Origin of the sequence: Rhodanobacter sp. A1T4 (assembly GCF_014207185.1) — a bacterium.
In the GTDB taxonomy this organism is placed as follows: Bacteria; Pseudomonadota; Gammaproteobacteria; order Xanthomonadales; family Rhodanobacteraceae; genus Rhodanobacter.
The window spans coordinates 326,432-346,218 of the sequence record NZ_JACHCP010000003.1 but is presented as its reverse complement, the minus strand read 5'-3'; the positions used below and the strand labels follow the sequence as shown (position 1 = coordinate 346,218).

Here is a 19,787-nt window from a genome sequence, read left to right as displayed (position 1 = left end):
AAGCGGCCTTTTTTGTGCCCGGGATTCAACCCGAACTATGGGAGTGCCGCAAAGGGAAAGTACTGCAAGCGCTCAGCGACGTGGTGTTGCCGGGCGGCGGCACGACAACCAGAGCAGCAACGCGGCCACGGACAATGAAACCCAGTAATCACTAGGTGCCGGACCCCACCAGTGGATATGCCAGGGGATGTAACGTGGCGCGAAATGCGCCAGGCCATACGCGGGGTTCAACACGAACCACAGGAAATCCTCGGTGATCCAGAACAGCATGATGCAGGCGAACACGCGCGCCTCACCACGCCAACTCCAGTTCCCGGTGAAAACCAGCGGAAAATGGAAGAACAGTCCCATGCACGGAAACAGCCACGCGTGATAACCAGTCATCGGCCGGCCACCCCAGAAAATATCGAGCAGCCAATGATGCTGTATGCGCCACGTCGGCAGATTCGCGGCCCAACCGGCGGCACCCTCGATCTGGATTTCCACGTGGGCGAAGAAAAAGGCCAGCAGCACGGTCCAGCCGAGCGTCAACACCACTACCAGTGGATGCATCGAGACTGGAACTCTTCGGTCAGCCCCCAGAAATCGTTGATCCCATCGACGCACGCTCAATGATCCACCGGTATGGTTTCTGACTGCCGGCAATCAAGCTGGGCCTGAACGATGTCGAGCACGCGCCGCGCCGCCTGCGGCTGCCCCAGGCGGCGGGCGCATTCACGCATCCGCGTCAAACGTTCCGGCTCGGCCAGCAATTGACGCACGCGATACTCGAGCGAGATCAGGTCCACCGCTTTCAGTGCTACGCCTTGCTCCAACACGTAGTCCGCGTTGCGCTCTTCCTGACCGGGAATCGGCGCATACACCACCATCGGCACACCCATCGCAAGACACTCGGATGTGGTCAGGCCACCAGGCTTGGTGATCACCAGATCAGAGCAGGCCATCAGGAGCGCTACCTCGTTGGTGAAGCCGAACGGAAACAACCTCCCCGGCTGTTCCACTGCCTGAATCTTCAGCCGGGCCAATGCGGCTTCGTTGCGCCCAGCCAGCACGATCAGCTGGAAGTCGTGTTCCAACTGCATCAATCTGGCTGCCACTTCGTCGAGCTTACCGACACCGGCGCCGCCGCCCATCAGCATGATGGTAGGCCGTGTCGGGTCGAGGCCGAAACGCTCGGCGCAGGCTTGGCGATCCTGTGGCTGGGTGAACTCAGGCATGACCGGGATGCCGGTGGTATGGACGCGCTGCGCCTCGATACGGTTCGCCCGCATGCGGAAGGCAATCTCATCGCTGGCGGCGAAGAAGCCCGTCATGTGTGGAATCACCCACATGCCATGAAGATCGAAGTCGGTGACCTGGACCCACACCGGCACCGTCATCCGCTCACGCCGGATCTCATGCATCAGCATCTCGGCGGGCAGAAAGTGGGTGCAGACAATAGCGTCGGGCGCAAACGCATCGATCGCCTTGCGCAGATCGCCCGTACCCAGCCGTTCGACGGCGCGCCGCAACTTCTGCATCGGGCCATCTGGATCGGCCTCGGAACTGCGCTGGTACAGCATGCCCCACAGAGTGGGGTAGCTGTTTACCAGTGTGATATAGAAATCGGTGTAGAGCTTGCGGAATGCGGACGGGACGTAATCCATGGCATCCAGATGCAAGGTCTCGACGTTCGGTAAACTGGCTGCTGCGGTGAGACGCAACGCTTCGGCCGCGCGCATGTGACCTGCACCGGCCGAAACGCTGAGGAAGAGGATCTTCTGCTGTGGCATATTGCGATCCATTGTCAGATGCTCATCGACAGAGGCCAGCGCGCCGCCAGCTGGTAACCAGGCCGCTCACGCACTACGTCCGAAAATTTCACACGCGTCTTCAGGTATAGCGGACACCCGTGATCTCGTAATGTTTAACCCCATTGGGTGCAGTGAACTCGAAGCTGTCGCCTGCACTCTTGCCGATCAGCGCTCGGGCAATCGGCGAAGAGACCGCGATCATGTGCAGCTTGATGTCCGCTTCCAGATCGCCAACGATCTGATAGGTCACTGCCGTACCGGAGTCTTCGTCCTCCAGATCGACGATCGCGCCGAACACAACGCGGTTGCCCGGATTGAGCTGGGTGACGTCGATAACCTCAGCGTTCGAGAGCAGTGACTCCAGCTGACCGATGCGCCCTTCGGCAAAACTCTGCTGCTCGCGCGCGGCGTGGTATTCGGCATTTTCCTTGAGATCACCGTGCGCCCGCGCTTCGGCAATGGCTGCGATGATGCGCGGCCGATCGACGAATTTCAGCTTTTCGAGCTCGCCACGCAGGCGCTCTGCGCCCGCCTTGGTAATCGGGGGACGACTCATGCGCTCAACTCCTTGTGCAGTTCCTGCAGGCTATGCACATCGCCATCGCTGCGGAAATCCAGCGAATGGACGAGCGCACGCGCGCCTGCCACGGTGGTGGAATACGTGACGCGGTGCTGCAAGGCCTCGCGCCGGATCGAGAACGAATCGGCAATCGCCTGCTTGCCCTCGGTGGTATTGACGATATAGACAATCTCGCCGTTCTTGATCAAGTCGACGATATGCGGGCGGCCTTCGAGCACCTTGTTGATACGCTCGCAGATGACGCCATGTTCGGCCAGATAGCTGGCGGTGCCCGAGGTCGCCACCAGATTGAAGCCGCGCGCAACGACCTCCTTAGCAACGTGCAGCAGGCGCTCCTTGTCGCTGTCGCGAACCGAGAGAAATACCTTACCCACCTTCGGTGGCTTAATGCCGGCTGCTTCGTGACCGCGCGCGAACGCCGCGCCAAAGCTGCGGCCCACACCCATCACTTCGCCGGTCGAACGCATCTCGGGGCCGAGGATAGGATCGACGTTCTGGAACTTCAGGAACGGGAAGATCGCTTCTTTCACCGAGTAGTACTCGGGGATGACTTCCTTCGTCGCGCCCAGGCTGGCCAGCGTGCGGCCCGCCATGACCCGTGCGGCGATCTTGGCCAACGGCACGCCGATCGCCTTGGAGACGAACGGCACCGTGCGCGACGCACGCGGATTCACTTCCAGAATAAACACCGTCTCGCCCTGAATCGCGAACTGGGTATTCATCAGGCCGATGACCTTGAGTTCGCGCGCCATCATGGTGACCTGGCGACGCATCTCGTCCTGGATCGGTGCCGTCAGCGAATACGGCGGCAACGAGCAGGACGAATCGCCGGAGTGCACGCCGGCTTCCTCGATGTGCTCCATGATGCCGCCGATCAGCACGTTACCTTCGGCATCGGCAATCACATCCACGTCCACTTCGACCGCGTGATCGAGGAAGCGGTCGAGCAACACTGGCGAATCATTGGATACCTTCACGGCATCGCGGATGTAGCGCGACAGGTCGGCATCATCGTGCACCACTTCCATCGCACGGCCACCGAGCACATAGCTCGGGCGCACGACCAATGGGTAGCCGATCTCGCGGGCCAGCGCCAGCGCTTCGTCGGCGTTGCGCGCGGTGCGATTCGGCGGCTGCTTCAGGCCGATCTTCGTAATCATCTGCTGGAAGCGTTCGCGATCCTCGGCCAGATCGATGCTGTCCGGGCTGGTGCCAATGATCGGCACGCCGGCTGCCTCGAGCGCACGGGCGAGCTTGAGCGGCGTCTGGCCGCCGTACTGCACGATCACGCCCTTGGGCTTTTCGATGTGCACGATTTCCAGCACGTCCTCAAGCGTCAGCGGCTCAAAGTACAAGCGATCAGAGGTGTCGTAGTCGGTCGAGACGGTTTCAGGATTGCAGTTGACCATGATGGTCTCGTAGCCATCCTCGCGCAGCGCCAGCGATGCATGCACGCAGCAATAATCGAACTCGATGCCCTGGCCAATGCGATTCGGGCCACCACCGAGCACGATGATCTTGTCGCGATTCGTCGGCGCGGCCTCGCATTCTTCCTCGTAGGTCGAATACATGTAGGCCGTGCTGGTGGCAAATTCAGCACCGCATGAGTCGACCCGCTTGTAGACCGGACGCACGCCCAACGTATGGCGCAGATGACGTACGGCAGCTTCGTCGGTATCAAGCAACTCAGCCACGCGCGCGTCGGAGAATCCGAGACGCTTCAGCTCACGCATGCGCGGTTCGTCGATCGCGGTCAGCCCTTGTTCGGCAACTTCCTTCTCGGTCAGCACGATGTCTTCGAACGCGGCGAGGAACCATGGATCGACACGGCTGAGGTTGTGTACCTCCTCCAGCGAGAGTCCAGCACGGAAGGCGTCGGCCAGATGGAATACGCGATCAGGCCGCGGCTCACGCAGCTCGCGCTTGAGCACGGCGAGACCATCGTCGGTGCTGATATCCAGGCCAGTTGGATTGAGGCCGGTCTTGCCGATCTCCAGGCCACGCAACGCTTTTTGCAGCGATTCATGGAACGTGCGGCCAATCGCCATCACCTCACCCACCGACTTCATCTGGGTGGTGAGGCGCGCATCGGCCGACGGGAATTTTTCGAAGGCGAACCGCGGAATCTTGGTGACAACGTAATCGATCGACGGCTCGAACGACGCTGGCGTCAAGCCACCGGTGATATCGTTTTTCAGCTCGTCCAGCGTGTAGCCGACGGCGAGCTTGGCGGCAATCTTGGCGATTGGAAAACCCGTCGCCTTCGAGGCCAGCGCTGACGAACGCGAGACGCGCGGATTCATTTCGATGACCACCACGCGACCGTTCTCGGCATTGATGCCGAACTGCACGTTGGAGCCACCGGTATCCACACCGATCTTGCGTAGCACCGCGATCGAGGCATCACGCAGGCGCTGGTATTCCTTGTCGGTGAGCGTCTGCGCCGGTGCCACGGTGATCGAGTCACCGGTATGCACGCCCATCGGATCGAGGTTCTCGATCGAGCATACGATGATGCAGTTGTCCGCGGTGTCGCGGACCACTTCCATCTCGAATTCCTTCCAGCCGAGCACGGACTCCTCGACCAGTACTTCGCCCACCGGCGAGAGATCCAAGCCGCGCTTGACGATCTCCTCGAACTCCTCGCGGTTGTAAGCAATGCCGCCGCCCGAACCACCCAGCGTGAAGCTCGGCCGGATGATCGTCGGATAGCCGACCTTAGCCTGCGTCAGCAGCGCCTGCTCGAAGGTGCGAACAACCTCGGCCTTGGGACAATCCAGCCCGATCTCGGCCATGGCGACGCGGAACAGCTCGCGATCTTCTGCCATGCGGATCGCTTCGCGCGAAGCACCAATCAGCTCGACGTTGTACTTTTCCAGCACGCCGTTATCGGCAAGATCCAGCGCGCAGTTGAGACCCGTCTGGCCGCCCATCGTGGGCAGCACGGCGTCCGGGCGCTCCTTGGCGATGATGCGCTCCACCGTCTGCCAATTGATCGGCTCGATGTAGACCACATCGGCCGTTTCCGGGTCGGTCATGATCGTGGCTGGGTTGGAGTTCACCAGGATCACCCGGTAACCCTCTTCCTTCAGCGCCTTGCAGGCCTGGGCACCGGAATAGTCGAACTCGCAGGCCTGACCGATGACGATCGGGCCGGCACCGATGATGAGAATGCTTTTTATGTCGGTACGCTTGGCCATCTCAGCGGGCCTCCTGCATGAGTGCTGCAAAACGATCGAACAGATACCCGATATCGAGCGGCCCTGGGCTCGCCTCAGGGTGTCCCTGGAAGCAGAACGCCGGGCGATCGGTCAGTGCGAAACCCTGCAGCGAGCCGTCGAACAGCGAGGTATGGGTGACCCGCACATTGGCCGGCAGTGTGGCGGGATCGACCGCAAAACCGTGGTTCTGCGAGGTGATCAGCACACGGCCGTTATCGTGATCCTTCACCGGATGGTTGGCGCCGTGGTGTCCGAACTTCATTTTCAGCGTGGAGGCGCCGACCGCCAGTCCCATGATCTGGTGGCCCAGGCAGATACCGAACAGCGGGATCTTTGCATCGAGAAACTCGCGCGTTGCGGTGATCGCGTAGTCGCAGGCGGCCGGATCTCCCGGGCCGTTGGAGAGAAACACGCCATCGGGTTTCATCGCCAGCACGTCGGCAGCTGAGGTCTGCGCCGGCACCACAGTGACTTCGCAGCCCTGCTCGGCCAGCAGGCGCAAGATATTGAGCTTGGTACCAAAGTCATAAGCGACGACTTTGAAGCGCTTCGCGGGTTGATTGAAAGCCGTGCTGTCGAGGTCATAGACACCCTCGTTCCACACGTACGGCTTGGCAACACTGACCACCCTGGCCAGATCCATGCCGTTCAAACCCGGAAACGCGCGCGCCTTGGCCAGCGCCACTTCGGCGTCGACCTGCTCGCCCGCCATGATGCAACCAGCCAGCGCGCCCTTGTCGCGAAGGATACGGGTCAGCCTGCGGGTATCGATACCCGCAATCGCCACTGTGCCGTGACGTTTAAGGTAATCCGGCAGGCTTTCGGTGCTGCGCCAGTTGCTGGCCCGGCGCGGCACGTCGCGAACGATCAGTCCGGCCGCGTGTATGGCACCGGATTCAGCGTCTTCGGCATTGACGCCGGTGTTGCCGATATGCGGATAGCTCAGCGTGACGATCTGGCGCGCATAGGAAGGATCGGTGAGGATCTCCTGATAGCCGGTCATCGCGGTATTGAAAACCACTTCGCCGACGGTATCGCCAGTCGCGCCCACGGCGTGACCATGAAACACGCTGCCGTCTTCGAGGGCGAGCAGAGCGGAAGTAAGCATAAGGTGTCCGCCTTTTGGATGCAGCAAGGTCCGCAAGCCGCGCCATGGCTGGCTTGTGGAACTCGTGAGAGAAAGTATCTGGGCGGGTTGAAATGATAGGACGCAGCGCGGTTTCTGTCCACCTTACGAAGCATGAACCACGCTTTTGGCCTGCGCTATTTCGACAATGGCCAGCGTTACACTACAAAATATTTTTCGGGAGCCTGCCAAACCATGAGCGCCACCGTTCTGCTCGATCCCGCGCGCCTTGATCGCCCGGATACCACGGTGACACAGCAGCCATTTCCGTTCCTGGTGGCGCACGGACAGCTGCCGGACGAGGCGCGCAATGAGCTGGATCGTGACTTCCCGCGTTACGCCAGCGCCGGATTCTTTCCCTACGATGCCAGCGATTGTGGCCCGTCCATCAATGCGCTGATTGAAAACATGACCTCGCCTGAATTCGCCAAAGCCGTTGGTGCACGGCTGGGCATCGACAATCTCGGTCAGTATCCAACCCTGGTGACGCTATGCCGCTTGCTCAACAAACGCCACGGCACCATCCATACCGACAGCAAGTCCAAAGTTGCCACTGCACTGATCTATCTCAATACGCAATGGCCTGACACCAGCGATGGCTGCTTGCGATTCCTGCACAAGATCGACGACATCGACAGCATCGTAGTGCCCGAACTGACGCCACTATATGGCGAATTCGCGGTATTCAAGCGCTGCGACAATTCCTTCCACGGCCACCTGCCCTTCGAAGGCGAGCGTCGCGTAGTCCAGGTCGCCTGGCTGACCAGCGAAGAAGAAAAACTGCGCAAGACCAAACGTGGCAAGTTCTCACGCGTGTTCAAGAAGCTCGTCGGCAAACTGGATACCCGGCACGGCGCTGGCCGCGACCGAAATGCCTCACACAAGGATTGAAGCCACATGGATACGGACATCCAGCACGCACCGCCCACTCCCCTGGCATTCCGCTGGGGCATGCTGTTGGGACTGGCGGTCTTCGTCGTCGACATCGTCGGCCTGATCCTGCTCACGTCCCTCAAGTCCCGGCTGGGTGGCATGTCGCCCGACGTCGACCAGGGCTGGATCACGTATGACTTCATGGATGACCACATAGTCGCCCTCTCGTTGGCTTGGACAGGCCTGTGCGTAGCCGCGCCCGCGACCTACCTGGCCAAACGCCGGTACTGGCGTGGTCTGCGTGGCATGCTGCTGGTGAGCGGCATCGCCCTGTTGCTGCTATTGGGCTTCGTACTCTATGCCAATGCCCTCGGCAGAGGCCTGGCCGCCGCCACCGGATAGTGCCAGGACTAAGCCGTCTGTATCAGCCCTGGCAAGCCAACCACCACCCGGCAAACACCGCAAATACGCCGTAGAGCAGGCCGACCGGCAATATCCAGCGCGCATCGACGCGCCCGCGCTGAAACAGCCACCACAGATAGCCGATCGCGATCATGGTGATCACGCCAGCCGCTTTCAGCGGCGCGTCAAACAGCCAAGGTGTGGCAAACAACGCCAGCGAACTGGGGATGGTCGCCTGAATCATCATCGCGCCGGAAATATTGGCGAGTGCAAGGCGCTCCTTGCCCTGACGCACCCAGATCAGTGCGTTAACGGTTTCCGGCAATTCGGTGGCGACAGGGCTGAGGACCAGCGCCACGAAATGGGCTGGCAGCGAGAAAAACGCACCAATGGCCTCCAGCTGGCCGACGAACAATCGCGATGCTGCCGCAATGACGGCCAGTGCGATAACCGTCTGCGCGACAACCCAGCGCATCGCCGGATCGACCTGCCGAGGACGAAACTTCAGCGGATCGAGTACTTCGTCTTCCGGCACGTGATCTTCGCTACGCATCTCGCGCCATACGTACAAGCCGTAGGCCGCCAGAAAAACGATACCCAGCCATGGTTTGATCGCAAACGCGACCAAGCCCAGCCCAACTTTCACGACAAAGATCGCAAGAAACCAGGATTGATCGCGCGCGAGACGTTGATGATCGACGCGAATCAGCCGATCGGCTCGCTTCAGCCGCCGCCGGTTCAACCACAGTGCACCGCCCACGACAGCGTAGGCGATAGTGGCCAGTACCAGCGGACCGCCAAGCGCAGCACCGACGCCGATATCACGCGCCTCGGGCGTCTTGCCGAAGATGACCGCAACGAAAGTCACGGCACTCTCGGGCAACGCCGTGCCGAAAGCGGCAAGCACGGTACCGGTTGCGGTCGAACTCAGCTTGAGCTTGCGCCCGAACCATTCGACACCGTTGACGAAATACTCGCAGGCGAGATAAATCACCACCGCAGAGCCGAGGAATAACGCGAAGGTAAGCAGCATGGAATGCACAAGGGCCAGGCGAGCGGAAAACCGATGGCTCACCGACACCGCTCGCCCGGCCGGGTAAGCATGTCGATGGCCAAAGGTCTCGCCGGGCGTGGCCGTCACTGAAAGTGACGGTTTGCTGTCCGCACCATGGTTTCGAAATACCGAAACCAATTGTGTTGATGCGGACGCCTCTGGGTACGAGGCTGGCTACTCCCCAATGACAAGTCAGTGATCGTAACCAGGGTAGACGCGAATCACAAGGCGCAGCCGAAGCCCTCACCGTGGTGTGGCGATGACATCCTCGAGTCGCCACTGACCCGGTGCGCGCCCGCGCAGCCAGTGCGCAGCTTGCAATGCGCCGCGCGCGAAGATCGAGCGATCGGTGGCACGATGTGCCAGCTCCAGCCGCTCGCCCTGTCCGATCAGCATCGCCGTGTGCTCGCCGACGATATCGCCGCCGCGGACCACGGCAAAACCGATCGAGCCATCGACGCGCTCGCCCGTTCGGCCCTCGCGAGCGTAGACCGCTGATGATTCCAGCGTGACGTCGCGGGACACAGCTGCTGCATGGCCAAGAGCCAGGGCAGTGCCGGAGGGCGCATCCTGCTTGCGGCCATGATGAGCCTCGACAATCTCGATATCCCAATCAGGCAAGGTCGCCGCCGCTTCGCGCAAAAGATGAGTCAGCACCGCAACACCCAAGCTGAAATTGGCCGCGCGCAATAGCGCAATATTTTCTGCAGCCTTGAGCAGTCGAGCTTCCATCCCTGCATCAGTACCCGTAGTGCCGGTGACCAGCGGTGTGCCGTTGGCCAGACAAAAGTCCAGCACCGCCGAAAGTCCTGCAGGGCCGCTGAAGTCGATCACCACGTCGAGCGCCGGCGCGCTTAGCCAGTCATGGGAATAACGCAGCGAATTGATGCCACCGGAGGAAACCGGCAGGCCATTCTTCGACGAGGCGGGTGACACTACGGCATGAACCAACGCGAATCGCTTATCGCCCTCAAGCAGGCCCAGCAGCGAACTACCCATGCGGCCGGAAGCGCCATTGATGCCGAGGCGAAGCGATTGAGTCACTGGCTTACTCCCGTCGTATCCATTGATCGATCCATCCTAACGTGAGCGTCGTGGATCCGATGCACGACTGGCATTACCCATCGAACATTACCCATAGAAATTGACTGATCAGGCGGTGACCCGCGACCAGAATTCCTTGACGCCATCGATCCAGCCCTTGGCGCGCGGAGTATGTCGATCACCATCACTTTCCTCGAACGTGGCTTCCAGCGATTCGAAAAGCTCGCGCTGTGCCTTGGTCAAACGCACCGGTGTTTCCACTACGACACGGCAGATCAGATCGCCATGGCGCGTGCTGCGTACCGATTTGACGCCGCGTCCGCGCAAGCGGAACTGCGTGCCGGTCTGGGTCTCGGCTGGAATGCTGATTGGCACCTCGCCTTCCAGCGTGGGTACTGGCAGTTCGACGCCGAGCGCAGCCTGCGTAAAGCGGATCGGAAGTTCGCAGTAAAGGTCATTGCCCTCACGCTGGAAAATCGCGTGTTCACGCACATGCACTTCGACGTAAAGATCACCCGCAGGCGTGCCGCCGGGCCCTGCTTCGCCCTGCCCGCTGAGACGGATGCGATCACCGTTGTCCACACCGGCGGGAATCTGCACAGACAGCGTGCGGGATTCTTCGACCCGGCCTTCGCCATGACATTTTTTGCACGGCTTTTCGATGGTCTTGCCGGTGCCCGCGCAATGCGGGCAGGCCTGCTGCACCGAAAAGATACCGTTCTGCATGCGCACCTGGCCGTGACCGCGGCAGGTCTTGCATTGGCTGACCTTGCCGTCTTCCGAACCGCTGCCGTTACAATGATGACAATTGACCTGGGTCGGTACTTCAATCTGCCGGCTGACCCCGAATACAGCCTCTTCCAGATCCAGTTCCATGATGTAGCGAAGGTCAGCGCCACGACGCTGACGGCCACCACCGTTTCTGCCAAAAATGTCGCCGAAGATGTCACCAAAGATGTCACCGACATCGCCGAAGCCAGCACCACCGCGACCGCCCGCACCCTGCTCGAGTCCGGCATGGCCGTACTGGTCGTAAATCGCGCGCTTCTGCGTGTCGCACAAAACTTCGTAGGCCTCCTTGGCCTCCTTGAATTTGTCCTGCGCCGCCGGGTCATCCGGGTTGCGATCCGGATGGTATTTCATCGCCAGCCGGCGGAAGGATTTCTTCAGCTCGACTTCGGTGACGCTGCGCTCAACGCTCAGCACTTCGTAGTAATCACGCTTGCTCATTCATGCATCCACACTGCTTGTCGCTTATCTGGAGATCAAGCGGTGACGCTCAAAATCCCCGCTTATCATTCAACGTGCCGCCCCTTCAACACGAAGCCCGTGACAGGATGATCCCGGCACGGGCTGGTGAAGTCGACCCTGCCCTCGCCCCTTATCCAGGTGGACGGCTGTCGATTATTTCTTACTTTTTCTCATCTTTCACTTCGGTGAACTCAGCATCGACCACATCGTCCGGCTGCGCTGAACCGCCCGGCGCCGACTGCGAACCGGCATCCGCTCCACCGCTGCCCTGTGCCGCGGCCTGTAGCGACTGTGCTGCCTGCTCCAGCTTCTCAACCTTGGACTCGATCGCGGCCTTGTCCTCACCATCCTTGACCTTTTCCAGATCGGACAACGCGCCTTCGATGCTGCTGAGCTGGTCGGCCGGGATCTTGCCGCCGTGCTCTTTCAACGCACTGCGGGTCGAATGCACCAGCTGGTCGGCCTTGTTGCGGGTAGCCACCAGCTCGTGGAATTTCTTGTCCTCTTCCTTGTTGGCTTCGGCGTCGGCAACCATCCGCTGAATCTCGTCCTCGGACAGGCCTGAGCCCGCCTTGATCTCGATCTTCTGTTCCTTGCCGGTCTTCTTGTCCTTGGCCGACACGTGCAGGATGCCGTTGGCGTCGATATCGAAGGTGACTTCGATCTGTGGCTGGCCACGCGGCGCAGCGTCGATACCGGACAGGTCGAACTTGCCCAACGACTTGTTGGCACTGGCGCGCTCACGCTCGCCCTGCAGCACGTGCACGGTCACGGCCGTCTGGTTGTCATCAGCGGTAGAGAAGGTCTGCCCGGCCTTGGTCGGCACCGTGGTGTTCTTCTCGATCAGCTTGGTCATCACGCCGCCCATCGTCTCGATACCGAGCGACAGCGGGGTCACGTCCAGCAACAATACGTCCTTGACGGTACCGCCCAGCACGCCGCCCTGGATCGCGGCGCCGACAGCGACGGCTTCATCCGGATTGACGTCCTTACGCGGGTCCTTGCCGAAGAACTCTTTCACCGACTCCTGCACTTTGGGCATGCGGGTCTGGCCACCGACGAGGATCACCTCGTTGATGTCGGACACGCGCAAGCCGGCGTCATTCAACGCAGTGCGGCACGGATCGATAGTGCGCTTGACCAGTTCCTCGACGAGCGACTCCAACTTGGCACGGGTCAGCTTGATGTTGAGGTGCTTCGGACCCGAGGCATCGGCCGTCACGTAAGGCAGATTGACGTCGGTCTGATGGTTGGACGACAGCTCGATCTTGGCGCGCTCGGCAGCGTCCTTCAGGCGCTGCAGGGCTAGCGGATCCTTGCGCAGGTCGATGCCCTGCTCCTTGTTGAACTCGTCAACGAGATAATCGATGACGCGCATATCGAAGTCTTCGCCACCGAGGAACGTATCGCCGTTGGTGGCCAACACCTCGAACTGCTTCTCACCGTCGACTTCGGCGATCTCGATGATCGAAACGTCGAACGTACCGCCACCCAGGTCATACACAGCGATCTTGCGGTCGCCGCCTTTCTTGTCCATGCCGTAAGCCAACGCGGCCGCGGTCGGCTCGTTGATGATGCGCTTGACGTCGAGGCCCGCGATCTTGCCGGCATCCTTGGTCGCCTGGCGCTGGCTGTCGTTGAAGTAGGCCGGCACCGTGATCACGGCCTCAGTGACCGTCTCGCCCAGATAGTCCTCGGCGGTTTTCTTCATCTTCATCAGCACTTTGGCTGCGATCTCCTGCGGCGCCATCTTCTTGCCGTCGGAGGTCTGCACCCACGCGTCGCCGTTATCGTGCGCCACGATGCCGTAAGGCACGATGTGCAGGTCTTTCTGCACTTCCGCGTCAGCGAACTTGCGGCCGATAAGGCGCTTCACCGCGTAGAAGGTGTTCTTGGGATTGGTGACGCTCTGGCGCTTGGCCGACGCGCCCACCAGCACTTCGCCGTCCTTGTTGAAGGCGACGATGGATGGCGTGGTGCGATCGCCTTCCGAATTCTCGATGACCTTGGCCGTGCCGCCTTCCATGACGGAGACGCACGAATTGGTGGTGCCCAAGTCGATACCAATGATCTTGCCCATGTCTACTACTCCACAATTTATCTAGCGGCCCCCGCGGCCGCGACTGGTTTCAAGGTGGGGGTGTGGCCCGGCGATTCAATGCCAGCAACGCCCCAGATGCGATTTTGTTCGATTTGCCAGCGCCTCATTCAGGCAAACGCCAGCAAGAAAAGCTCTAGTCCCTGGCCACGGCGACCAGCGCCGGACGCAACAGACGATCATTCAACACATAACCCTTCTGCAGCACGCTGACCACCGTGCCCGGCGCCTTGCCCGGTGCCTCGACCATGCTCACCGCGTGGTGGCGTTCCGGGTCAAGCGACTGACCAAGGGGATCGATCTGCGCCATGCCGTTGTTCTCGCCAACCTTCAACAATGCCTTCAAGGTAAGGCTGATACCTTCGCGCATCGAGGCGATGTCGCCACCTTCCACAGCCAGGCCACCCTCAAGACCGTCGTATACCGGCAGCAGCTCGTTGAGCAGTTTCTCGTTGGCGAAGCGGCGTGCCTGCTCCAGATCCCGATGCATGCGGCGACGCTGATTTTCCAGTTCGGCGCGCTCACGCAACACAGTCTCGCGCAGCTCGGCGTGGCTGGCTTCGAGCGCGCTCAGCTGGCTCTGCAGCGCTTCCAGCTCGGCATTTTCCGAACCAAAATCGCCGTTCTCGTCCTGCGCGTCGTTGGGTACGTGCGGATCGTTGTTATGCATTGAAACACTCCAAGACTTTTCCATGGCCGGCACCTTGATGGGTTGCCAACCGTCAACAATTCGCGGGAAACCCCGCCTCCCGCACGGGTTATAAGGTCGTAGCGGCTCGATTCAAGGCGTCGCTGAGCAATGCGGCCGTTGCCTGCACCACCGGAATCACACGTTCATACGCCATCCGGGTGGGCCCGATCACACCCACCGCACCCAGAACACGCCCCTGAGCGCCATAGCTTGCCGTGACTACGCTGCAACCATCAAGCGCCGTAAAGCCCGACTCTTCGCCGATGAAAAGCCGTACGCCCGGCGCACGGGCACACACTTCCATCAGCTGCAGCAACTCGTTTTTCTGCTGAAACGCATCGAACAGTTCGCGCAGGCGCTGCAGATTGGACAGCTCCGAATACGCCATCAGATTGGTCTGGCCGCTCACCAACACGTCGCTGCCTCCAGCTTGCGGCGCGAATGATGCAGTCGCCAGCTCCATCGTGCTCGACAGCAGGCGATTGAGCTCGCTGCCGGCCTCGCGCAGTTCGGCCAGCAGATGTGCGCGGATGTCGTCCACGCGAAAGCCGACGAACTGCGCGTTGAGATAATTGGCGGCTTCTTCCAGCTCGCGACTGTCCAGCGGCTGGGCCAGCTGCACGATGCGGTTCTGCACCTGATTGTCGGAGAACACCAGAATCACCAGCACGCGCGCGTCCGGCAGCGGCACGAAATCAATATGGCGCAAAGGAAAATCTGCCTGGCGCGGCACAGTCACTACACCGGCAAAATGCGTCATCGCCGAAAGCAGGGTCGACGCATTGCCGAGCAGGTCGAGCGTGTTGGTAGGGCCCGGCGGCAGCTCTCTCTGCAGACGCGCCATCTCGTCGTGTGGCAGCGGCTGCAATTCGATCAGGCTGTCGACGAAAAGGCGCAGCCCGCGCGGCGTCGGCACGCGACCAGCTGAGGTATGCGGCGAAGAGACCAGCCCGGCATCCTCGAGGTCGGCCATGATATTGCGGATCGTCGCCGGGCTTACATCCAGTCCGGACGAGCGCGACAACGTGCGCGACCCTACCGGCTCGCCGTCGACCAGATACTGGGCAATCAGCGTGCGCAACAGGCGTCGCGTGCGGGCGTCGAGATCGGGGCCGTGCGGATTAATCATGCGCTGTAGCAGTCCTTGAGACTGCACAGAAATAAGGTCTGCGCGCACAGCTTGCAAGTGAAATTCGTATTTAGCGCTGCCGGCCTACCGCTACAATCCATTGAAATCATCATCCCAACGCCCTGATTAACTGCCTCGACCATGCTTACCTCGCTTTACGTTCGTCATTTTGCGGTCGTTGAAGGCGCCGAGATCGCGTTCGGCCCCGGCCTGACCGTGGTCAGCGGCGAAACCGGCGCTGGTAAATCGCTGCTGGTCGATGCACTGATGCTGCTGGCCGGCGCCCGCGCCGACAGCGGCATGGTACGCGCCGGCAGCGATCGCGCTGACCTGACGGCGGAATTTGATCTCACCGAACTGCCCGACGCACGCGACTGGCTGCAGCGTGAAGAACTGGACGAAGAAGACCAGTGCCAGTTACGTCGCGTGATTCGCGCCGAAGGCAGTTCGAAGGCGTGGATCAACGGCCGCCCCGCCAACGCGCGCCAGCTCGGTGAACTGGCGTCGCTGCTGGTGGAGATTCATGGCCAGCACGAGCATCAAGCGCTTCTTTCGCGCTCGCATCAGATGGCCCTGCTCGACGCCTACGCCGGCCACGACACCCTGCTGGCGCGAGTGCGCGACAGCGCGCTGCAGTGGCGCGAACTGGGCGCACGCGTGCGTAAACTCAGCGGCGGTGACGATCGTGATCAGCGTATCGAGCTACTGAACCACGAGCTGGGCGAACTGGAAAAGTGGACGCTGCCCACTGCCGAACTGACCGAACTGGAGACCAGTCACAAGCGCCTCGCCAACGCGGGACGGTTGGCTGAAGGCGCCTCCGGGGTCGTCGAACTGCTCGATGGCGAAGGTGAGTTTGCCCTGCGTCGCGCACTCGGTCGCGCCCATGCGGAGCTGGGCAAACTGGCTGTGATTGACGATCGGCTGACGCCATTGCTCGAACTGCTCGACAACGCCGAAATCCAGCTCGGCGAAGCCGCCGATGGACTTGGCCGTTACGCGCAGGATGTCGATCTCGATCCCGATCGCTATAACGAAGTAGACACGCATCTCGCACATCTACATGAATTATCGCGACGCCATCGATTACCGGTTGCCGAACTGCACGACAAGCTCGACGCGCTGCGTACGGAACTGGCCGAACTCGAAGGCGCCGGTGACGCCTTGGAAAAACTGGCGGCCCAGCGCGAACAACTGCAACGCGACTACACCATCGCCGCGGGCCAACTCAGCGAGGCACGATTCACTGCCGCTGCCAGGCTCGACATTGAAGTCAGCGCACTCATGAGTGAGCTGGGCATGACCGGTGGCCTGCTGCGCATCGAGCTGGAACCCGTCGCCGGTGACGAGCCCGATCCGCAGGGCAAGGAGCGCTGCGAGTTGCTGGTCAGCGCCAATCCAGGCCAACCACCGCGGCCGCTGCGCAAGGTGGCTTCCGGCGGCGAACTGGCACGCATCAGTCTGGCTATTGAAGTTGCCACGCTGGGCAAGGACACCGTCGGCAGCATGGTGTTCGACGAGGTCGACACCGGCATTGGCGGTGCCGTTGCGGAAGTGGTTGGTCAAAAATTGCGCTCGCTGGGCTCGCAACGCCAAGTACTTTGCGTTACTCATCTGCCGCAGGTAGCCGCGCAAGGCCATGCACATCTTCGCGTCAGCAAACAAAGTGATGGCGATGCCACCCGTACGCAGATCGAGAAACTCGACGCGGCCGGTCGGCGCGATGAGCTGGCACGCATGCTTGGCGGCGTCGAGATCACCCGCGAAACGCGGGCGCATGCCAAGCAGATGCTGGAGCGGGCTCAGAGCAACTGAGCTGATTGCCGACAATGGTGCCGAGCAAACGCAGCCCGGAAGTTCAGGTATTGACCGGCAGCAGCCCGCGGTCGGTTGCCATGCGATACAGATCCAGCTCCGAACCAGCACCCAGTTTGCCCATCAAACTGGCGCGATGGATATAGACAGTTTTCTGACCGATGCCTAGTTCGGCAGCTACCTGCTTGGGTGTGAGACCACCAGCCAACAGCAGAAACACCTCGCGTTCGCGCGCCGTCAATCGGCTGATCGGATCAAGCCCTGCACTCGATCTGCCAGCTCGACGCTCGCGTAAATCCGAACTCAGAAAGACTTCGCCGTGCATGACTGCGCGCAGACCCGCCACAAGCTCTTCCGGCGCCACACCTTTGGTCACATACCCACTGGCACCGCGGCGAAGCGCTTCCGAAACGTAGGGATCACCGTCATGCATGCTCAGCACGACAATGCGCGTTTCCACACAGACACTCAGCAGATGTTCGATCAGCGGCAAGCCGCTGCCATCGGGCAGCGACAGATCCAGCGCGACCAGATCGGGACGCCACTGACTCACCGCCTCCACGGCATCGTCACCGTTACGGCACTCAGCAACGACGTCGAGATCGGGCTCAAGCTCGATCAGTCGTTTGAAGCCCTCACGAACGATGGCGTGGTCATCGACCAAAACGATTTTGTGCATCCCGCTACTTTACACAGTGGATTACAACTTAGGCAGATGCCGCGAGAATCATCGACCAGCGCCGACATCGCCGCATACCGGCGAACTGCCGCATGTACCATCCGCACATGCGCCTGAAATCACTCCATCTACCAGATTCCGGCCCACTGCTGGCCATCGGCTACGTATTGCTCTGGCTGTTGCTGTGGATGACGGTGCAGCCATACTGGATGCTTCCCTACGGCTTGCGGTTTGGCGCACTGCTGCTGACGCCGGTGCGCCACTGGGGCTGGTTGCTTGGCGCGGAGTTGGCCGCCACGGCTGGAATTGCCCTGGTGCAAGGCATGCCACTGGGCTGGAACGGCTTTTTTCTCGCCGAACTGCCTGAGCCATTGGTGATGGCTGTCGGCTTGTGGCTGCTGCGCCGACTGAATCTGCATGCGAGTTTGAACAGTCCGCAGGAAGTGACACGCTTGCTGCTGTCGGTGGTGTTGATCGTGATCGCCACCACCGCTGTCGACGCAGCACTGCTGGACTTGATCCACGAACCTGGCTCGCCCGAGCTGATCATCAGCATCCTCGGCGAAGAGTTGCTCAGCCACTATCTGGGCATTCTGTTGATCGTGCCGTTAATGATTCTGCTGCTGCGCACCCGCTTCGATCGCCGTGCCCTGGCCAGCCTGTCCATGGACGGCCTGCTGGTGATGTTCCCGTCGATGATGATTTTGCTGGTGCTGTCCGAACAGGCATCACCACAGCCGCAGTTTGCTCGCGTGCTGTCGCTGGCACCCGTACTTTTTTTCGCGTTTCGCCACGGCTGGCGCGGTGCCAGCATGGCCATGATCATTTCGAGTTTCGGCATGAACCTGGTCGAGCAGCATCTCGGACATGCACCCTCGACCGCCGCGGCCTATCTTTTCCTTGCGGTGGCGGGTACGGGCGCGATCATGCTTGGCTCGGCAACCGATGCGCTGCGCCGCAGCAGCACGCGGGTCGCAGAGCAGAATGTCTATCTGGGTGCTGTCAACCGCCGGCTTGACCAGCTCGCCCAGCAATTGCGCAGTGCCGCACGCGGCAATCTGCAGGCCGATGAAAACCAGCGCCGTCATCTGGCGGCCGAGTTGCACGACGAGCTGGGGCAGAACATCACCGCCATCCAGACGCACGTCAAGCTGGCGCAAACCCGGCTGCACGATGCGGGCATGCAGGACATCAGCACGTCGATCAATACCATCCTGGCCCATATGCGGCGTGCCCTGCATCGCCTGCTGGATGATCTGCGCCCTGCCGTGCTGGATGAGTTCGGACTTATTCGCGCGCTAGATGAGGGGCCGATCCGGGATCTATTGAACGCCGCCGGCATTACGTACTTCACCGAACTTCACGGCGACCCGCGTCTTCTTGATGACGACACGCGCACCGCGATTTACCGGCTCACCCAGGAAAGCGCGACCAATGCCGTGAAGCATGCGCAAGCCAGCGAGTTCAGAGTGCGTTTGCGCATCGGCGAGCGCCAAGGCATGGCGCTTGCGCTACTGGATCTGCGGGACAACGGTACCGGCCTGCCGCATCGAATACCGCGTGGTGGCCGCGGCCTGCAAGGCATGCGTGATCGGGTCACCTCACTGGGTGGCCAGTTCCGTCTGCGGGCAGACCATGCTGGCGTTCACCTGCGAATTTTGTTGCGCAGCAACAACAGCTTGCCTGATCCTCAGCGCTTGAACTAGGAATTTTTCTTATACCTGGAACGTAAAGACTTCGTTACGATCAGGCCATCGATGTGGGGGAGCCACCATTGCAAGATGGTGGATCAGAATCACCGTGGGGACGGTGGTTCTGAAAAACGGCAGGATGCTGTTTCGCCGCTATTCGGCGACGAGCCTCGGCAACAGCAAGTTAGTGCTTGAGCCGGTCGTGAGTCAGGGTAGCGGAGCAGCCGCGAGTGGACAGGAGTCCTCTTCGCGGCTTTTTTATGGCCGATATTCAGGCACTTGCAATGATTCGGCAGCTTGACCCACGCCCGGGAATTGGTCCGCAATCAAGCCAGCAGAC

General features: G+C 61.0%; 16 protein-coding genes and 1 riboswitch. Of the genes, 4 read left to right on the top strand and 12 right to left on the bottom strand.

All coding sequences use genetic code 11. The features are described 5' to 3' along the window. Positions 1–72: 72 nt before the first annotated feature. From HDE80_RS07850 to carA, 5 genes are all read right to left on the bottom strand, one after another. The gene (locus HDE80_RS07850; RefSeq protein WP_184669578.1) at positions 73–552 is read right to left on the bottom strand and encodes a hypothetical protein; all 480 of its coding nucleotides are present in this window, start codon (positions 550–552) and stop codon (positions 73–75) included. 56 nt (positions 553–608) lie between these two features. After that, positions 609–1,721 (bottom strand): glycosyltransferase, encoded by a 1,113-nt coding sequence (locus tag HDE80_RS07845; protein WP_255483632.1) that lies wholly within the window; start codon positions 1,719–1,721, stop codon positions 609–611. Positions 1,722–1,872: 151 nt separating this feature from the next. After that, on the bottom strand, positions 1,873–2,349 hold the full coding sequence (gene greA / locus HDE80_RS07840; RefSeq protein ID WP_184602268.1) for a transcription elongation factor GreA: 477 nt from the start codon (positions 2,347–2,349) through the stop codon (positions 1,873–1,875). Next, positions 2,346–5,573: a carbamoyl-phosphate synthase large subunit gene (gene carB, locus HDE80_RS07835; protein ID WP_184669574.1), complete on the bottom strand. Its 3,228-nt coding sequence runs from the start codon at positions 5,571–5,573 to the stop codon at positions 2,346–2,348. The genes greA and carB overlap by 4 nt, the downstream gene beginning before the upstream one ends. Before the next feature lies 1 nt (position 5,574). Next, entirely contained in the window at positions 5,575–6,702 is a 1,128-nt protein-coding gene (gene carA / locus HDE80_RS07830; RefSeq protein ID WP_184669567.1) for a glutamine-hydrolyzing carbamoyl-phosphate synthase small subunit, read from the bottom strand. A gap of 213 nt (positions 6,703–6,915) precedes the next feature. On the opposite strand from carA, the gene HDE80_RS07825 reads away from it, so the two are divergent. Both HDE80_RS07825 and HDE80_RS07820 read left to right on the top strand, forming a co-directional pair. Next, positions 6,916–7,611 (top strand): 2OG-Fe(II) oxygenase, encoded by a 696-nt coding sequence (locus HDE80_RS07825; protein WP_184602271.1) that lies wholly within the window; start codon positions 6,916–6,918, stop codon positions 7,609–7,611. A 6-nt stretch (positions 7,612–7,617) separates the two neighbouring features. Beyond that, positions 7,618–7,995, top strand: coding sequence for a hypothetical protein (locus HDE80_RS07820; RefSeq protein WP_184669560.1), 378 nt, complete (start codon positions 7,618–7,620; stop codon positions 7,993–7,995). 22 nt (positions 7,996–8,017) lie between these two features. Here HDE80_RS07820 and HDE80_RS07815 read toward each other — a convergent pair whose 3' ends face one another. From HDE80_RS07815 to hrcA, 6 genes are all read right to left on the bottom strand, one after another. Beyond that, the gene (locus HDE80_RS07815) at positions 8,018–9,028 is read right to left on the bottom strand and encodes a sodium:calcium antiporter (protein WP_184669558.1); all 1,011 of its coding nucleotides are present in this window, start codon (positions 9,026–9,028) and stop codon (positions 8,018–8,020) included. A gap of 15 nt (positions 9,029–9,043) precedes the next feature. After that, positions 9,044–9,244: riboswitch (yybP-ykoY riboswitch) on the bottom strand. 48 nt (positions 9,245–9,292) lie between these two features. Further along, positions 9,293–10,093 (bottom strand): 4-hydroxy-tetrahydrodipicolinate reductase, encoded by an 801-nt coding sequence (gene dapB, locus HDE80_RS07810; protein ID WP_184669556.1) that lies wholly within the window; start codon positions 10,091–10,093, stop codon positions 9,293–9,295. Positions 10,094–10,201: 108 nt separating this feature from the next. Then, positions 10,202–11,323: a molecular chaperone DnaJ gene (dnaJ, locus tag HDE80_RS07805; protein ID WP_184669554.1), complete on the bottom strand. Its 1,122-nt coding sequence runs from the start codon at positions 11,321–11,323 to the stop codon at positions 10,202–10,204. A gap of 181 nt (positions 11,324–11,504) precedes the next feature. Next, the gene (gene dnaK / locus HDE80_RS07800; protein ID WP_184602275.1) at positions 11,505–13,424 is read right to left on the bottom strand and encodes a molecular chaperone DnaK; all 1,920 of its coding nucleotides are present in this window, start codon (positions 13,422–13,424) and stop codon (positions 11,505–11,507) included. A gap of 154 nt (positions 13,425–13,578) precedes the next feature. After that, positions 13,579–14,112, bottom strand: a complete 534-nt coding sequence (gene grpE, locus HDE80_RS07795) for a nucleotide exchange factor GrpE (RefSeq protein ID WP_184602276.1) — start codon at positions 14,110–14,112, stop codon at positions 13,579–13,581. A gap of 88 nt (positions 14,113–14,200) precedes the next feature. Beyond that, a complete protein-coding gene (hrcA, locus tag HDE80_RS07790; protein WP_184602277.1) occupies positions 14,201–15,262 on the bottom strand; it encodes a heat-inducible transcriptional repressor HrcA in 1,062 nt (353 codons plus the stop codon). A 141-nt stretch (positions 15,263–15,403) separates the two neighbouring features. On the opposite strand from hrcA, the gene recN reads away from it, so the two are divergent. Continuing rightward, positions 15,404–17,077 (top strand): DNA repair protein RecN, encoded by a 1,674-nt coding sequence (gene recN / locus HDE80_RS07785; RefSeq protein WP_184669553.1) that lies wholly within the window; start codon positions 15,404–15,406, stop codon positions 17,075–17,077. Positions 17,078–17,120: 43 nt separating this feature from the next. Here the strand turns inward: recN and HDE80_RS07780 are convergent, their stop codons facing one another. Beyond that, positions 17,121–17,756: a response regulator transcription factor gene (locus HDE80_RS07780; RefSeq protein ID WP_184602279.1), complete on the bottom strand. Its 636-nt coding sequence runs from the start codon at positions 17,754–17,756 to the stop codon at positions 17,121–17,123. A gap of 107 nt (positions 17,757–17,863) precedes the next feature. Between HDE80_RS07780 and HDE80_RS07775 the strand changes: the two genes are divergently transcribed. Beyond that, positions 17,864–19,462, top strand: a complete 1,599-nt coding sequence (locus HDE80_RS07775) for an MASE1 domain-containing protein (RefSeq protein WP_184669943.1) — start codon at positions 17,864–17,866, stop codon at positions 19,460–19,462. The last annotated feature ends 325 nt before the right edge of the window (positions 19,463–19,787 follow it).

Excerpts from the sequence above, each read along its gene's own strand:
- HDE80_RS07775 (WP_184669943.1), top strand. The coding sequence starts at position 17,864 with ATGCGCCTGAAATCACTCCATCTACCAGATTCCGGCCCACTGCTGGCC.
- HDE80_RS07815 (WP_184669558.1), bottom strand. The coding sequence starts at position 9,028 with ATGCTGCTTACCTTCGCGTTATTCCTCGGCTCTGCGGTGGTGATTTAT.
- dnaJ (WP_184669554.1), bottom strand. The coding sequence starts at position 11,323 with ATGAGCAAGCGTGATTACTACGAAGTGCTGAGCGTTGAGCGCAGCGTC.
- carB (WP_184669574.1), bottom strand. The coding sequence starts at position 5,573 with ATGGCCAAGCGTACCGACATAAAAAGCATTCTCATCATCGGTGCCGGC.
- carA (WP_184669567.1), bottom strand. The coding sequence starts at position 6,702 with ATGCTTACTTCCGCTCTGCTCGCCCTCGAAGACGGCAGCGTGTTTCAT.
- HDE80_RS07820 (WP_184669560.1), top strand. The coding sequence starts at position 7,618 with ATGGATACGGACATCCAGCACGCACCGCCCACTCCCCTGGCATTCCGC.
- dnaK (WP_184602275.1), bottom strand. The coding sequence starts at position 13,424 with ATGGGCAAGATCATTGGTATCGACTTGGGCACCACCAATTCGTGCGTC.
- HDE80_RS07845 (WP_255483632.1), bottom strand. The coding sequence starts at position 1,721 with ATGCGCGCGGCCGAAGCGTTGCGTCTCACCGCAGCAGCCAGTTTACCG.
- grpE (WP_184602276.1), bottom strand. The coding sequence starts at position 14,112 with ATGCATAACAACGATCCGCACGTACCCAACGACGCGCAGGACGAGAAC.
- HDE80_RS07780 (WP_184602279.1), bottom strand. The coding sequence starts at position 17,756 with ATGCACAAAATCGTTTTGGTCGATGACCACGCCATCGTTCGTGAGGGC.
- hrcA (WP_184602277.1), bottom strand. The coding sequence starts at position 15,262 with ATGATTAATCCGCACGGCCCCGATCTCGACGCCCGCACGCGACGCCTG.
- HDE80_RS07825 (WP_184602271.1), top strand. The coding sequence starts at position 6,916 with ATGAGCGCCACCGTTCTGCTCGATCCCGCGCGCCTTGATCGCCCGGAT.
- HDE80_RS07850 (WP_184669578.1), bottom strand. The coding sequence starts at position 552 with ATGCATCCACTGGTAGTGGTGTTGACGCTCGGCTGGACCGTGCTGCTG.
- recN (WP_184669553.1), top strand. The coding sequence starts at position 15,404 with ATGCTTACCTCGCTTTACGTTCGTCATTTTGCGGTCGTTGAAGGCGCC.
- greA (WP_184602268.1), bottom strand. The coding sequence starts at position 2,349 with ATGAGTCGTCCCCCGATTACCAAGGCGGGCGCAGAGCGCCTGCGTGGC.